We start from the raw sequence: 13,741 nt of genomic DNA, 5'->3' as shown, positions 1-13,741 counted from the left end.
CCCCATGGACTGGCTGAAGAAACTCCCGGTGATCGGCCCGCTCGTGGTCCGCCTGATGCGGACCCACGCCTGGCGTGCCTACGAACGCCTCGACCGGGTCCACTGGAGCCGCCTCGCCTCCGCGATCACCTTCATCAGCTTCCTCGCGCTCTTCCCGCTGATCACCGTGGCCGCCGCCATCGGCGCGGCGCTGCTCAGCCAGGAGCAGCTGGACCGGCTCCAGAAGAACCTCGCCGAGCAGGTCCCCGGCATCTCGGACCAGCTCGACATCAACGGCCTCGTCGCCAACGCGGGCACGATCGGTCTCGTCGCTGGCGCCCTGCTGCTCGTCACCGGCATCGGGTGGGTCGGCTCGATGCGGGACTGCCTGCGCGCGGTGTGGGAGAAGGACGACGAGGACCTGGGCAACCCCGTCCTGCGCAAGGGCAAGGACGCGCTCGTCCTCGTCGGACTCGGCGGCGTGGGCCTGGCCTCGGCGGCCGCCTCGATCCTCGGCTCCAGCGCGGTCGGCAAGTTCGGCGGCTGGCTGGGCGTGCCGCAGCACGGCGCGGGCGGCGCGCTCCTGCGCACCGGAGCCTTCCTCGTCGGCGTCCTCGCCGCCTTCCTGATCCTGCTGTACGTGCTGACCCTGCTGCCCGGCGTCGAACCGCCGCGCCGCAGCCTCGTCCAGGCCGCCCTCCTCGGCGCGGCCGGCTTCGAGCTGCTGAAACTGCTGCTCAGCGGCTATATGCGCGGGGTCGCCGCGAAGAGCATGTACGGGGCCTTCGGCGTGCCGGTCGCCCTGCTGATCTGGATCAACCTCATGGCGAAGCTGCTGCTGTACTGCTCCGCCTGGACGGCCACCCGCGCCGACGCCGGCGGCCGTCCGCAGGAGCCCGCGGGGCCCGCGGAGCCCGAAGAGCCCGGGAACCGGGCGGCGGCCCGGACTCCCTAGGCGGTGCCCCGGGGCATCCCGGGGCACCGCCTAGGACACCTGGTCGCCGCCGCCGGTGCGGCGGCCGCGCGGGCCGCGCGGCCAGCGCCGGTTGACGGCGTACGCCCCGCCCGCGATCACGGCCAGCGCTCCGCCCGCGACCCCGAGCGCGGTGCCGACACCGCCGCCCGCGCCCTCACCGGACGCCGAGGAGTTGTGCTCGTGCGACTGGGCGGGGGAGCCCAGCGAGGAGGTGTCCGCGCTCTTCGGCGGGACCAGCTCGCCCACCGGCTTGACCTTGCCGATCGCGGCGAACCCCCAGTCGAAGAGGTCGGCGGTCTCCTCGTAGACCGAGTTCAGCCCGCCCGAGGCCGGATTCATCACCGTGACCAGCAGCTTCTTGTTGCCCTGCTGCGCCGCGCCGGTGAAGGTCGACCCGGCCATGGTCGTGTTGCCGTTCTTCACACCCGCGATGCCCTTGTACGGGGAGAGCCCGCTGGAGCCCGTCATCAGCCGGTTGGTGTTCTGGATCTCGAAGTACTCGCGCGGCTTCCCGGCCTCCTGACGCCCCGGGAACTTCGCCTCCGCCGTCCCGCAGTACTCCCGGAAGTCCTGCTTCTGCAGTCCGGAGCGGGCGATGAGGGTGAGGTCGTACGCGCTCGACACCTGCTCCGGGGCGTCGTACCCGTCCGGGGACACCACGTGCGTGTCGAGGGCCTGGAGCTCCTCGGCGTGCGCCTGCATGTCCTTGACGGTCTTGTCGATGCCGCCGTTCATGGCGGCCAGCACGTGCACGGCGTCGTTCCCGGACCGCAGGAACACCCCGAGCCACAGGTCGTGCACCGAGTACTCGTGGTCCTCCTTGACCCCGACCAGGCTGGAGCCCGCGCCGACGCCCGCCATCTCCTGCTCGGTGACCTTGTGGACCTGGTCCTTCGGCAGGCTCGGCAGCACCGTGTCCGCGAAGAGCATCTTCAGGGTGGAGGCCGGGGGCAGCCGCCAGTGCGCGTTGTTGGCGGCCAGCACCTCGCCGGTCTCGGCGTCGGCGACGATCCACGAACGCCCCGTCAGACTCGTCGGCAGCGCGGGGGCCCCGGCGAGCAGGTTGACCTGCACCCCCGGCTTGCCGAGCAGGGCTCCTCCGACGGTGGACATCGACGCCGGCGGCGCGGCCGCGGCCGGCGCCTTGGGCGGCTGCCCCTTCGCGTCCGTCGGCGGCGTGGGCGCGGCGTGCGCGGGCACCACGAGCATGGCGGGGACGAGCAGCCCGGCGGAAAGGACCGTCAGCGCGGTCTTCTTTGCAGACACGCAGGTGAAAGTACATCCCGATCGGCGTTCGACCGCCAGGGACCGGCCAACGCGGCCGAACCACCGCCGGTACAGCCCACCCCGACGCGTCCGTCCTGGGGACCAAACCGATACTGGGGGCATGAAACTCAGCCGCGCCGTCTCCTGGTTCCTGCTCGCCTTCGGAGTGTGGAGCTGGTTCATCTGGGCAACTTTCGTCCGGAACCTGTGGAAGGACGCCAGTGGTCTGGCATTCGACGCGGCGGGCGAGCCGACGGCCTACTTCTGGGTACACCTTCTCCTGGCCATCGCCTCCTTTCTCCTGGGGACGGCCGTTGGTGTGATCGGGTTGCGCGGAGTCCTCGCGCTGCGGCGTGAATCACGCCGGGGCCCGGACGCATGAGAATCGTGCTCTTCGCGGGGATCGGGCTGACGGTCCTGGCCCTGCTGGTCCTGGTCCACCGCTGGCTGTGGATCCGGCTGGTCCGCGATACGACGCGCCCGCGCGGCACGGCGCGCCGCATCGGCACCGCCCTCGCCTTCGCACTCCCGCTCCTCTCGCTGGCCGCCCTCACGGCGGGCCGCGCCGGTGCCCCCTTCCGGCTCCAACAGTCGGTGGCCTGGCCGGGTTACATGTGGCTGGCGATCCTGCTGTACCTGAGCCTGGCGATGCTGGTCGCGGAGCCGGTACGGGCGTTCCTGCTCCGCCGGGAGCCGCGTACGGCGCATGCCGCCACCGGCACCGCCGCCCCCGCCGGCGACCGCGCCACCCCCGTCGCCGCCGCCTCCGCCGCCCGGCCGGCCCCTCGGGCCCCGGCGGCGCAGGCCCCCGCGGAAGCGGCCGGGCCGACCGGAGCCCCCGGCGGAGCCACCCGCCGCCAGTTCGTCGCGCGTGCGGTCGGCGGTGCGGCCGCCCTCGCGGCGACCGCCACGGTCGCCCAGGGCACGTACGGGGTGCTGCGCGGCCCCCGCGTCAAGCGCGTCCAGGTCCCCCTGGCCAAACTCCCCCGGGCCGCCCACGGCTTCCGCATCGCCGTCGTCAGCGACATCCACCTCGGCCCCGTCCTCGGCCGCGCCCACACCACCCGCATCGTCGAGACGATCAACCGGACGCAGCCCGACCTCATCGCCGTCGTCGGCGACCTCGTCGACGGCAGCGTCCACGACCTCGGCCCCGCCGCCGAGCCCCTGCGCCGGCTCTCCGCCCGCCACGGCGCGTTCTTCGTCACCGGCAACCACGAGTACTTCTCCGGCGCCGCGCAGTGGATCGACCACGTCCGCGAGCTCGGCCTCACCCCGCTGGAGAACGCCCGCCGGCCCCTGCCGTACTTCGACCTCGCCGGTGTCAACGACGTGGCGGGCGAGACGGAGGGCCACGGTCCGGACTTCACGGCCGCCCTCGGCGACCGCGACCCGTCCCGCGCGGCCGTGCTCATGGCCCACCAGCCGGTCGTCATCCACGACGCCGTCCGCCACGGCGTCGACCTCCAGCTCTCCGGCCACACCCACGGCGGCCAGCTCTGGCCCGGCAACTACCTCGCCGAGCTCGCCAACCCGACCGTCGCCGGGCTGGAGCGCTACGGCGACACCCAGCTCTACGTCTCGCGCGGCGCGGGCGCCTGGGGGCCACCGGTCCGGGTCGGGGCCCCGTCCGACATCACGGTCGTCGAACTCGCCTCATACCAGGCGTGACCGGGCGCAACCGGTAACGACCCGCCGTGAATCGGCCTTCCCGAGGCTGAAATTCCGTGATGGGATGACCGTTAATCGGACATGGGGATCCGGTGAGCGAGTCAAACCATGGCATTTTCATGGGTGGGGTGGGGTCAAGGGTGAAGTCTGTCCGCTCGAAGGTCATCGCGGCGGGGCTGGTGATCGGCGTGGCCGGTGTCGGCGCCTGGCAGCTGCTTCCGGAGGAGGGCCGCGGCAGCGGCACCGCCCTGCGGGTCGGGACGAGCGACGTGGTCTCGTCCCTCGACCCCGCCGGGGCGTACGACGCGGGCTCCTGGGCCCTCTTCAGCAACGTCTACCAGTCGCTCCTGACCATCAAGACCGGCTCCGACACCCCGGTCCCGGACGCGGCCTCCGCCTGCAAGTTCACCGGCGCGCAGCTCACCACGTACCAGTGCGAGCTCCGCCCCGACCTGAAGTTCTCGAACGGGCGGGCCATCACCGCGGAGGACGTCAAGCACTCCTTCGACCGGATCAAGGCGATCAACTCGGACCAGGGTCCGGCGCCCCTGTTCAACACCCTGCAGTCGGTCAAGGCCGACGGCCGCACCGTCACCTTCACGCTGTCCGCGCCGGACGCCACCTTCCCCTTCAAGATCGCGACGGGCGCCGCCTCGATCGTCGACAAGGAGAAGTACCCGGCGAAGTCCCTCCGTGCGGACGGCAAGGTCGACGGCTCCGGCCCCTTCACGCTCGGCGCGTACGAGGCCGGCGCCAGTGCCGAGCTGAAGCCGAACCAGGCCTACCGCGGCCAGTCCAAGCAGCCCGCCAAGACGGCCGTCACCGTCCGGTACTACAAGGACTCGGCCCAGCTCAACCAGGCCTGGACCGACCACGAGGTCGAGGTCGCCCACCGCGACATGCCGCCCGAGGTGCTCGCGGGCCTCAACCCGGGCCTGAAGGACACGAAGTACCAGGCCTCCGGCGGCTCCGAGACCCGCAGCGTGGTCTTCAACGTCCGCCCCGGCTCCACGACCGCGCCGCTCGCCGTGCGCCAGGCCATCGCCGCGGTCATCGACCGGTCCAAGGTGGCCGCCGAGATCCACCACGGCACGGTGACCCCGCTCTACTCCCTCGTCCCGGCCGGCATCTCCTCGCACAGCACGCCGTTCTTCGACACCAACCCGACGCCGAACGGCGCGGCCGCGAAGAAGCTGCTCAAGGACGCCGGGATCACCGCCCCGGTCTCCCTCACCCTCGGGGTGAACACGCGCGGCCCGAACGTGGCGGAGGCCGACGAGATCGCGAAGCAGCTCACGGCCACCGGGCTCTTCCAGATCAAGATCAAGGCCGTCGACGAGTGGGCCGACTTCCAGAAGGCGTACGCGGCCGGCGAGTTCGACGCCTACACGATCGGCTGGATCGCCGACTTCCCGGACGCGGACAACTTCCTCGCCCCGCTCGTCGGCGCCGACTCCAGCATGAACAACGGCTTCTCCGACAAGGCCGTCGACGGCCTCATCGCCCGGACCCAGTCCTTCTCGGACCGCGGCCAGGCCGCCGCCGACTTCCGCGAGCTCCAGAAGCTGGTCTCCCAGCAGGTCCCGATGCTGCCCATCTGGCAGAAGAAGGACTACGTGATGTCCCGCGACTCCGTCTCCGGAGCCCAGTACCTCTCCGACGGGACCGGCGTCTGGCGCCTGTGGGAGCTCAACTGGCTGTAGCCGCTCCGTCGGCGCCGGCCGTGGGGTCGAAGTCGGCATCCGGGTCGGACGCCCTCTTCTTCTTGGACACCGCCGCCTGTGCCATGCCCGGCAGGAAGTCCGCGAACAGCTCGTGGACCTCGCGCACCAGCGGCCGCAGCACCCGGAACCGGGCCAGGACGATGCCCCGCGTCGTCAGCTGCGCGCCGCGCTCCGCGAGCCGCCGCGTCTTCTCGCTGTTCGGGGACCGGTCGAAGACCCAGTACAGGACGAGCCCCATCTGCGAGAGCCACATCAGCTCCGGCAGTACGTCGGCCAGTTCGGCCGGGACCTTCGTCTTCGCGCCGCCCAGCACCTCGCGGTGCATCTCGATCGCCGCCTTGCGGGCGGGTTCCGATTCGGGGGAGAAGGGGCTGAGCGGGCTCTCCGGGTCCGCGGCGTTCTTGAAGAACTGCGAGGCGAACTCGTGGTACGGCGCCGCGATGTCGAGCCAGCTCGTCAGTACGCCCGCCAGCCGCTTCTGCAGATCGGTCTCGCTGTCCAGGATGGGCCGGACCGCCGCCTGGTGAGCGGCGCCGATCCGGTCGTAGAAACCCTGGACCAGGTGTTCCTTCGACTCGAAGTAGTAGTAGGCGTTGCCGACCGAGACCCCTGCCTCCTTGGCGATGGCCCGCATGGTCGTCTTGTCGAAGCCGCGCTCCTGGAAGAGACGGAGCGCGGTCTCGAGGATGAGCGTGCGGGTCTGCTCGCTCTTGGGAGCCTTCTGATCAGTCACGGTGCACGAGCCTAGCCGGGTGCGGAGCACTGGTCGCCACAGGCCGGGGCCTCCGGCTCCACTTCGCCGTCCGCGCCGGGTCCGGTCCGCACCGCCTGGCGCCATGCGGAGGCCGTGTACATGGCGGCCCGGGCGAAGGGCCGGCCCGCCGGGGTGGCGAGCCAGTTCGCCTTCGGCCGGTGCTCCGCCAGCGCCCACAGGCACACGATGAACGCGTCCGTCCCGGTCCACACCTGCCCCGAGTCCCCGATGACGGTGATCTCGCGGAGCGTCGACGCGTGGTCCAGCTGCGGGAACTTCCCCTGCGCCGCGAAGGACCCGGCCGGGATCAGCCGGAGCGGCACCAGCCAGCGCTGCCCGAGGAGCCAGTGCCGGATGTGGACGCAGAGCGGACAGTCGGCGTCGTACAGCACGGTCAGGTGCCGGGTCGCGTGCGCCGTCGTCGCCGTCGTCGCAGTCGCCGTAGTCGCCGTGGTCATCGCTCAGGCCCCGGCCGGAGCGGTCCAGGCCGTCGGGGCGACCGGCGGGGTCTGCTGGCGCTCCATGATCCCGCGACGGCGCATCTTGTTCAGCACCCAGACGTTGCCGAGGTGCATGACGCCGAGGACGAGCAGGGCGACACCGAGCTTGACCGACAGGGCCTCGAAGAGCTGGCGGGCCGAGCCGATGCCGGCGTCCGAGCGCAGGTAGAGGGTCACGAAGCCGATGTTGACGAGGTAGAACCCCACCACCAGGAGGTGGTTCACGGCGTCCGCGAGCTTCTCGTTCCCGTGCAGGACGTCGGCGATGAAGACGCGGCCGTTGCGGCTGAGCGTGCGGGCGACCCAGACGGTCAGTCCGATGCTGATGAGCAGGTAGATGACGTATGCGACGACGGTGAGGTCCATTGCCTCTGCCCCCTTGAACGTGTTCAACTCGTTGGCAGGACTGACTGTAGACCTCTTTTTGAACAGGTTCAAGCGTTCTTGGTTCCACTGGTTCCACTGGTTCCGACGCGGGCGGAGCCGCTGCGCTCAGCAGGGCGGACGGAGGCCGTTGCGGTCGGTGTGGTCCGGGTCGGCCGAGAGGACCGCGGCCTCGGGGCGGGGCAGCGGGGTGCCGTCGGGGTAGAGGAGGGGGCCGCGGTCCAAGACGATGCCGGCGTCGGCGCCGCGGCGCGTGGTGTTGGCGGCGGTGACGCGGTTCAGGGGGGCCGGGGTGAGGGTCTGGGCCTCGCGGACGTACGCGACGAAGCTCTCGAAGTCGCGCTGGTGGCGGTACGGTGCCTCGAAGCCGCTCAGCGCTCCGTAGCCGTCGTTCGCCAGGAAGGTGTACGAGGGGGCGGCGAGGCGGTAGGTGCCGGTGAGGCTGAGCGCGACGCCGTCGATGAACACGTCGGCCGGGTCCACGCGGTCGCCGACGCCGCCCAGGGTGTCGAAGGTGTAGCGGACGTTCCCGGACACGGCCAGCGGCGCGAAGAGGAGTTCACCGCTGGCCGCGGTCGTCCACTGCTGCTCCAGCGCGTCGTGGATCTGATGCCCGGTGACCGTGGCGCTGACGATCGGGTCGCCGAAGCCGACGGCCCTCCAGCAGCGGCCGAAGGTGACGGCGCCGCCGGAGGCCGCGTCCCGTACGAGATCCCCCGCGATCACGCTCACGCCGACGCGCGGAGCCACGGCCACCAGGGCGAGCTGGGCGGCGACGTTGGGATGGACGTTGGCGTCGTTCTCCGGGTCGGTCGGGCGGCTGCCCGCCCACAGGGCCCAGTCGGCGACGAGGTCGCCCATCGTGCTCTCGCCCGCGGTGTTGCGCGTACGGACGAACGAGCCGGTCTGCTTGCCGATCCTGCTGGTGTCGCGGGCCGCTGCCTGGCCGGCCCAGTGGTCGACGACCGCCTTGAGGGCGGGGTCGGGGGTGACGTCGCGGGTGTTGGGGTGGTTCGTGGACACCGTCAGCTCGCGGACCACCCTGCCGGTGGCGGGGTCGAGGCGGAGGCTGATCTCGTTGATCAGCTGGCCGTGACAGCCCGCCTCGACGAACGGCCGCGGGACGCCGTTCGGGTCCGGGAGCATCATGTTGAACCGGGTGTGCCAGTGGCCGGTGACGATGGCGTCGATGTCGGGGGAGACGCGCAGCGCCAGGTCGAGGGCGGGGCCGGAGGGGTCGGCGCCGCTGTTGAAATCGGCTCCGGCGACGGCTCCGTCGTGCATGCTCAGGACGATCGCGTTGACGCCCTGGGCCTTGAGCTCGGCCGCGTACCGGTCGGCGGTGGCGACCTCGGCGAGGGTGGCGAGGCCGGGCTGGTAGGAGCCGGGGAAGAGTTCGGTGCCGAGGGCGGTGAGGTGGATGAACCCGATCCGCAGCTCCTGGCCGGCGGCCGTCCGTACCGTCTCGATGTTGTACGGGGGAAGGACGGTGCCGCCCTGTTCGCCCGTCCGGACCACGTTGGCGCTGTGGAAGCGGAAGTCGGCGCCGTGGAAGGGGGCGCCGGAGGAGTCGGTGAAGGTGGCGTCGCGCCCCTCGACGGGGAAGGCGACTCCCTGCTCCATGTGGCGTTGGAGGAAGGCCGGGGACTTGTCGAACTCGTGGTTGCCGGCGGTCGCGAAGTCGAGGCCCAGGCGGTTGAGGGCCTCGATGGTGGGCTCGTCGGCGAAGGCTGCGGCGTCGAACTCCCAGCCCGAGAAGGCGTCGCCGGGGGTGAAGAAGAACGAGTTGGCGCGGCCGGCGCGCAACCGGGCCAGATGGGTGGCCATGTAGGCCACGCCCCCGACGGTGTAGGTGCTCCCCCCGTTCCCGCTGATGGTTGCGGTGGTGCCGGGGGCGGCCTGGAGGTAGCCGTGCAGGTCGGTGATGTTGAGGAGCTGGACGTCGACGTATTCGACGGCGGAGGCGGCGTCGCGCGCGTGCCCGGTGGCGTGGGCGGGGACCCCGGTGGCGAAGGTGGCCGCGACGGTCCCCAGGGCGGTGAGGAAACTCCGCCGCCCGAGCCGAGGTGAAATCCGGTCCGGACAGGTGGTCGTGGAGTGCGGATGCCTCGTCACGCGTGCATGTTCCCGCTCCCGGCCCCCCCTGTCGACACACCCCGCCGGGCCCGCGATGGCCGGGCGGGGCCGCGCGTGCGCGCGTTCTCAGCCGTGCGGGTGGTGGAGGAAGTCCAGGAGGAGGGGCGTGGTCTCCTCGGGGCGTTCCAGGGTGGGGAGGTGGCCGGCCCAGGGGAGTTCCGTGTGGCGGGCGCCCGGGATCCGGTGGGGGAGGGCGGCGGCGATGGTGCGGAAGTCCTCCACGTCGTGGGCGCCGCCCACCACGAGGGTCGGGGCCGTTATGGACCCCAGGTCGGCCTCGTGCTCCGGGAGTTCGTGGTCGGCGGCCGGGTGCCGGGCCTCCTCGAAGATCCGGCGCTGCATCGTGCGGACCAGTGCGCGGGCCCCCTCGTCCGCCGAGGGGCCGAGCCAGGTGTCCACCATCAGCTCCACCGCCCCCGCGATGTCCCCGGCCTCCAGCAGCGCGTCCTCCGCGTCGACGACCGCCTGCAGGGCCGGTCCGCGCCGCTGGGCCGGGACGGCCGGGCAGAGCAGGGCCAGCGCCGCCACCCGCTGCGGATGCCGGGACGCGATCAGCAGCGCGACCCGGCCGCCGTAGGAGGACCCGGCGAAGGCGGCCCGTTCGATGCCGAGGGAGTCCAGCAGGTCCAGTACGTCCTCCTCGTCGCGGTAGGGCGCGACGGCCGCCGGCGAGTCCCCGCAGGTGCGGAAGTCGGCCCGGACGACCCGGAATCCGGCGTCGGCCAGCGGTCGCCACTGCGGCTCCCACATGCGGCGGTCGCAGACCGAGGAGTGGAGCAGGACCAGGGCCGGGCCGTCCGCCGGGCCGGCCACGTCGTGCGCGAGGAGGGGGTTCACAGGGTTCATGGGGAGAGCTTCCACGACGTGGGCGCCGCGGCGCCTCCGGTTATCCGGGGGCCGGGCGCTGTCAGAGGGGGCTCGTACGCTTTCGGACATGGCAATGGTGACGTTTGTCGACGAGACGACCTCCGGCGGCCGCGCCGACGGCTGGGGGGTCGAGGTGGCCGAGGAGCGCCTCGCACTGCGCGAGTTGATCCGCCGCCGGGTGTTCCTGGAAGTGGCCGAGCGGCGCGCCGCCGGCCTGGTCCGGTCGGCCGCCCGGCCCGACCCCGAAGCGCAGACCGAGACGGCGCTCGCCGCCTTCCGGCGCAACGGGTTCCTCGTGCTCGTCGGGGACCGCCAGGTCACCGATCTCGACGAGGTGGTCGATCTGCCGCCCGGCACCGAGGTCACCTTCCTGAAGCTCGTCGCCCTGGTGGGTGGCTGACATGGCGAACCGCAGCCACGCCGAAGCCGCGTACCGCGCACTGGAGGAGGAGAACGCCCAGGAGCTCGGGACCGCGCTGCTGAAGGCGGCCCTCCAGTACAGCGGCCACTGGCGGAACAACAAGGACGCGGCGGCCCTCCTCGCCGCCGTGAACGCCCGGCCCGCCGCATTCAGGCAGCGGCTCGCGGACTCGTTCGACGCGCTCCTGCCCTCCCTGGCGGACGACTCCCCGGCCCGGGCGAACGCGCTGGCCGTCACCGCCGCCGTCGGGCGGGACCTGGCCTGGGGCGAACCGCTCACCGCCGCCCGGCGCGAGAAGCTCGCCGAGATCGGCCGCAAGGGCGAGGTCCATTACCTCGGGTGGGTGCCGGAGCTGGTCCGCGCCGAGCTCGACGCGGGCCGTCCGGTCGCGCCGGCCGTCGTCGCCACCCTGCGCCGCAGCGCCATGAGCACGTACCCCTACGCGCCGCTCACGGAGCTCGTCCCCAGGCTGACGGAGCCCGTGCTCAACGTCGGCGAGGCCTGGGCGGACCGGGCCCTGGCGGACGGGGAGCGCTGGCACGCCCTCCTCGCGCACGCCGTGACCGCGACGGCCGCGAAGCCGACGGCCAAGTGGGAGAAGAGGGGCCGGGCACTGGTCGGGGAGGCCGGGGAGGAGGCGGTGCGCGAGCGGCTGCTCGGCTGGCTCCGGCTCGTCGGCGCGCCCCGCACCCTCGCCCTCGACGGGGAGCGGTACGGGCCGAACCCGAACGACACGTACGACGCCCACAACGCCAACGCCCTGCGCGGCCTGGCCTGGCTGCTCTCCCTCCTGCCCCCGCACCCGGACACCGCGCGGGCGCTCGGCGCCCTCGTCGAGACCTCGCTGCGCAAGGTCGCGGGGCTCGGCCCGCGCGGTCCCAAGGTGGCCAACGCGGGCGTCACCGCCCTCTCCCGCATCGACGGCGAGGCCGCCCTGGCCGAGCTGGCCCGGCTGGCCACCCGCGTGACCTTCAAGGGCACCCTCAAGATGCTGGACTCCGCCCTGGAGGCGCGGGCCGCAGCGCTCGGGCTCGGCCGCGAGGAGATCGAGGAGCTCGCCGTACCGGCGTACGGACTGACCGGCGTCGGCCGCGCCGAGCACCTGCTGGGCGAGACCACCGCCCTGGTGGAGGTCCGCGGCTCCAGGGCGGTGCTCTCCTGGCGCAGCGCCGCCGGCAAGGCGGTCAAGAGCGTCCCCGCCGCCGTGCGCCGGGACCACGCCGAAGAGCTCAAGGAGCTCAAGGCCGCCGTCAAGGACATCGACAAGATGCTCGGGGCGCAGGCCGAGCGACTGGACCGGCAGTTCCTCGCCCGCCGCACCTGGTCGTACGGGAAGTGGCGCGAACGGTACGTCGACCACCCCCTGGTCGGGACCCTGGCCCGGCGCCTGCTGTGGGTCGTGGACGGCACCCCGGTCGGCTTCGCCGACGGCGAGCTGCGCACCCTCGCCGACACCCCGGTCACCGAGGGCGCCGAGGTGACCCTCTGGCACCCCGTCGACCGCGAGCCGGCCGAGGCCGCCGCCTGGCGGGACTGGATCGAACGGCACGGCATCACCCAGCCGTTCAAGCAGGCCCACCGCGAGGTGTACCCGCTGACCGACGCCGAGCTGCGCACCGGCACGTACTCGAACCGGTTCGCCGCGCACTACCTGCGCCAGCACCAGTTCCACTCGCTGGCCGCCGTCCGCGGCTGGCACAACAAGCTGCGCCTCGCCGTGGACGATTCCGTGCCGCCCGCCGTGCGCGAGCTGCCGCAGTGGGGGCTGCGCGCCGAGTACTGGATCGAGGGGGACACCGGGGACGGCGAGTACGAGGACATCACCCACTCGGGCAGCTTCCTGCGGCTGCGCACCGACCAGGTGCGCTTCTACCCGATCGGCGCCCCGCAGAACCGGGCGCACGCCTGCGGCGGCGAGTACACCATGTACCTGCGGGGCGGCGAGGACCCGGTGGACCCGGTGCCGCTGGCCGAGGTGCCGGCGCTCGTGCTCAGCGAAGTCCTGCGCGACGTGGACCTGTTCGTCGGCGTGGCCAGCGTCGGCAACGACCCGACGTGGCAGGACGGCGGACCCGAGGGCCGCTACCGCGAGTACTGGGCCTCGTACGGCTTCGGCGAGCTGGGCCAGGGCGCCGAGACCCGCCGGCTCCTGCTGGAGCGGCTGGTCCCCAGGCTGGCCATCGCCGACCGGTGCCGGATCGAGGGCCGGTTCCTGCACGTGCGCGGCGAGCTGCACGGGTACCGGATCCACCTCGGGTCGGGGAACATCCTCATGGACCCGGGCGACCAGTACCTGTGCATCGTCCCGGCGGGGCGCACGGCCCCCGGGACGGAGACCGGGTACCTGCCCTTCGAGGGGGACCGGACGCTCGCGCTGATCCTCAGCAAGGCGATGATGCTGGCTGCCGACACCGGCATCACCGACCCGACGATCACCCGTCAGATACTGAGGGAACGGGCGTAGTTGATCTGGTTCATGACCCAGTGGTAGGTGCTCGCGTCGACGGCCGGGATCATCGTGGAGTGGTGCCGGCCGCCGCTGGTGACCGTGACCTGGATGTAGCCGGTGGTGGTCTTCTCCTTCATGAGGAGGAAGAGCAGACCGAGCAGGCAGAACAGGAAGAAGATGACGGCGAGCACGATGGCGTGCGCCGGGATCTTCGTCTCGGTGCGGGACAGGTCCGAGGCGTTCCACATGGCGCCCCTGAGGGGCATCGGTCCCGAGGGGGTCATGATCTGGTCCCCGGCGATGGTGATGTCGCCGAGGGCGAATCCGGACCCGCCGCCGTACGTCTGGGGCTGCCCGGGGGCCGGCATGCCGGCGCCGCCCATGGTCGGCTGGTATCCGGGCGCGGCCGGAGTGTCCTGCGGGTATCCGTAGCCCGGCGCGGGCGGCGTGGCCGGGTACCCGTACCCGGGGGTCCCCGGCGTCGCCGGATACCCCTGCGGATAGCCATAACCGGGGCCGCCCGGAGCCCCGTTGTCGCCTGAGTACGGATTCGGCTTCTGCTCGCTCATGCGCTCGATCTTTCCACAGCGACCCCCGGCCGAGTACCCCGGTCG

At 72.4% G+C, this 13,741-nt stretch carries 13 protein-coding genes; 6 read left to right on the top strand and 7 right to left on the bottom strand.

Annotated features, from left to right (window positions below):
* Positions 1–4: 4 nt before the first annotated feature.
* Entirely contained in the window at positions 5–934 is a 930-nt protein-coding gene (locus tag ACFY1T_RS02750; RefSeq protein WP_390786677.1) for a YihY/virulence factor BrkB family protein, read from the top strand.
* Positions 935–964: 30 nt separating this feature from the next.
* On the opposite strand, the gene ACFY1T_RS02745 is transcribed toward ACFY1T_RS02750, so the two are convergent.
* Positions 965–2,221: a D-alanyl-D-alanine carboxypeptidase family protein gene (locus tag ACFY1T_RS02745; protein ID WP_390786676.1), complete on the bottom strand. Its 1,257-nt coding sequence runs from the start codon at positions 2,219–2,221 to the stop codon at positions 965–967.
* A 121-nt stretch (positions 2,222–2,342) separates the two neighbouring features.
* Between ACFY1T_RS02745 and ACFY1T_RS02740 the strand changes: the two genes are divergently transcribed.
* The 3 genes from ACFY1T_RS02740 to ACFY1T_RS02730 all read left to right on the top strand — a co-directional run bounded on the left by ACFY1T_RS02740 (position 2,343) and on the right by ACFY1T_RS02730 (position 5,595).
* Positions 2,343–2,603, top strand: a complete 261-nt coding sequence (locus ACFY1T_RS02740) for an SCO4848 family membrane protein (RefSeq protein ID WP_030154873.1) — start codon at positions 2,343–2,345, stop codon at positions 2,601–2,603.
* Positions 2,600–3,892 carry a metallophosphoesterase gene (locus ACFY1T_RS02735; protein ID WP_390786675.1) on the top strand — a complete coding sequence of 431 codons (1,293 nt, stop codon included), beginning with the start codon at positions 2,600–2,602 and terminating at the stop codon, positions 3,890–3,892. The genes ACFY1T_RS02740 and ACFY1T_RS02735 overlap by 4 nt, the downstream gene beginning before the upstream one ends.
* A 140-nt stretch (positions 3,893–4,032) precedes the next feature.
* Entirely contained in the window at positions 4,033–5,595 is a 1,563-nt protein-coding gene (locus ACFY1T_RS02730; RefSeq protein ID WP_390786674.1) for an ABC transporter substrate-binding protein, read from the top strand.
* Here the strand turns inward: ACFY1T_RS02730 and ACFY1T_RS02725 are convergent.
* From ACFY1T_RS02725 to ACFY1T_RS02705, 5 genes are all read right to left on the bottom strand, one after another.
* Entirely contained in the window at positions 5,582–6,349 is a 768-nt protein-coding gene (locus tag ACFY1T_RS02725) for a TetR family transcriptional regulator (RefSeq protein WP_390786673.1), read from the bottom strand. The genes ACFY1T_RS02730 and ACFY1T_RS02725 overlap by 14 nt on opposite strands.
* An 11-nt stretch (positions 6,350–6,360) precedes the next feature.
* Positions 6,361–6,828: a thiol-disulfide oxidoreductase DCC family protein gene (locus ACFY1T_RS02720; protein WP_390786672.1), complete on the bottom strand. Its 468-nt coding sequence runs from the start codon at positions 6,826–6,828 to the stop codon at positions 6,361–6,363.
* 3 nt (positions 6,829–6,831) lie between these two features.
* Positions 6,832–7,236: a hypothetical protein gene (locus ACFY1T_RS02715; RefSeq protein WP_390786671.1), complete on the bottom strand. Its 405-nt coding sequence runs from the start codon at positions 7,234–7,236 to the stop codon at positions 6,832–6,834.
* 126 nt (positions 7,237–7,362) lie between these two features.
* Complete coding sequence (locus ACFY1T_RS02710; RefSeq protein ID WP_390786670.1) at positions 7,363–9,369, bottom strand: bifunctional metallophosphatase/5'-nucleotidase; 2,007 nt, start codon at positions 9,367–9,369, stop codon at positions 7,363–7,365.
* A gap of 87 nt (positions 9,370–9,456) precedes the next feature.
* Positions 9,457–10,236 (bottom strand): alpha/beta fold hydrolase, encoded by a 780-nt coding sequence (locus ACFY1T_RS02705; protein WP_390786669.1) that lies wholly within the window; start codon positions 10,234–10,236, stop codon positions 9,457–9,459.
* An 88-nt stretch (positions 10,237–10,324) separates the two neighbouring features.
* On the opposite strand from ACFY1T_RS02705, the gene ACFY1T_RS02700 reads away from it, so the two are divergent.
* Both ACFY1T_RS02700 and ACFY1T_RS02695 read left to right on the top strand, forming a co-directional pair.
* The gene (locus ACFY1T_RS02700; RefSeq protein ID WP_390786668.1) at positions 10,325–10,657 is read left to right on the top strand and encodes a hypothetical protein; all 333 of its coding nucleotides are present in this window, start codon (positions 10,325–10,327) and stop codon (positions 10,655–10,657) included.
* A 1-nt stretch (position 10,658) separates the two neighbouring features.
* Positions 10,659–13,142: a DUF4132 domain-containing protein gene (locus ACFY1T_RS02695; protein ID WP_390786667.1), complete on the top strand. Its 2,484-nt coding sequence runs from the start codon at positions 10,659–10,661 to the stop codon at positions 13,140–13,142.
* Here ACFY1T_RS02695 and ACFY1T_RS02690 read toward each other — a convergent pair.
* Positions 13,118–13,696, bottom strand: a complete 579-nt coding sequence (locus ACFY1T_RS02690) for a hypothetical protein (RefSeq protein ID WP_390786666.1) — start codon at positions 13,694–13,696, stop codon at positions 13,118–13,120. The two genes, ACFY1T_RS02695 and ACFY1T_RS02690, sit on opposite strands and share 25 nt — an antisense overlap.
* Positions 13,697–13,741 lie beyond the last annotated feature (45 nt).

It is taken from the genome of Streptomyces sp. NPDC001194 (assembly GCF_042896985.1).
Classification (GTDB): domain Bacteria; phylum Actinomycetota; class Actinomycetes; order Streptomycetales; family Streptomycetaceae; genus Streptomyces.
The sequence above is the reverse complement of the archived record's forward strand: the minus strand, read 5'-3'. Positions and strand labels throughout refer to the sequence as shown.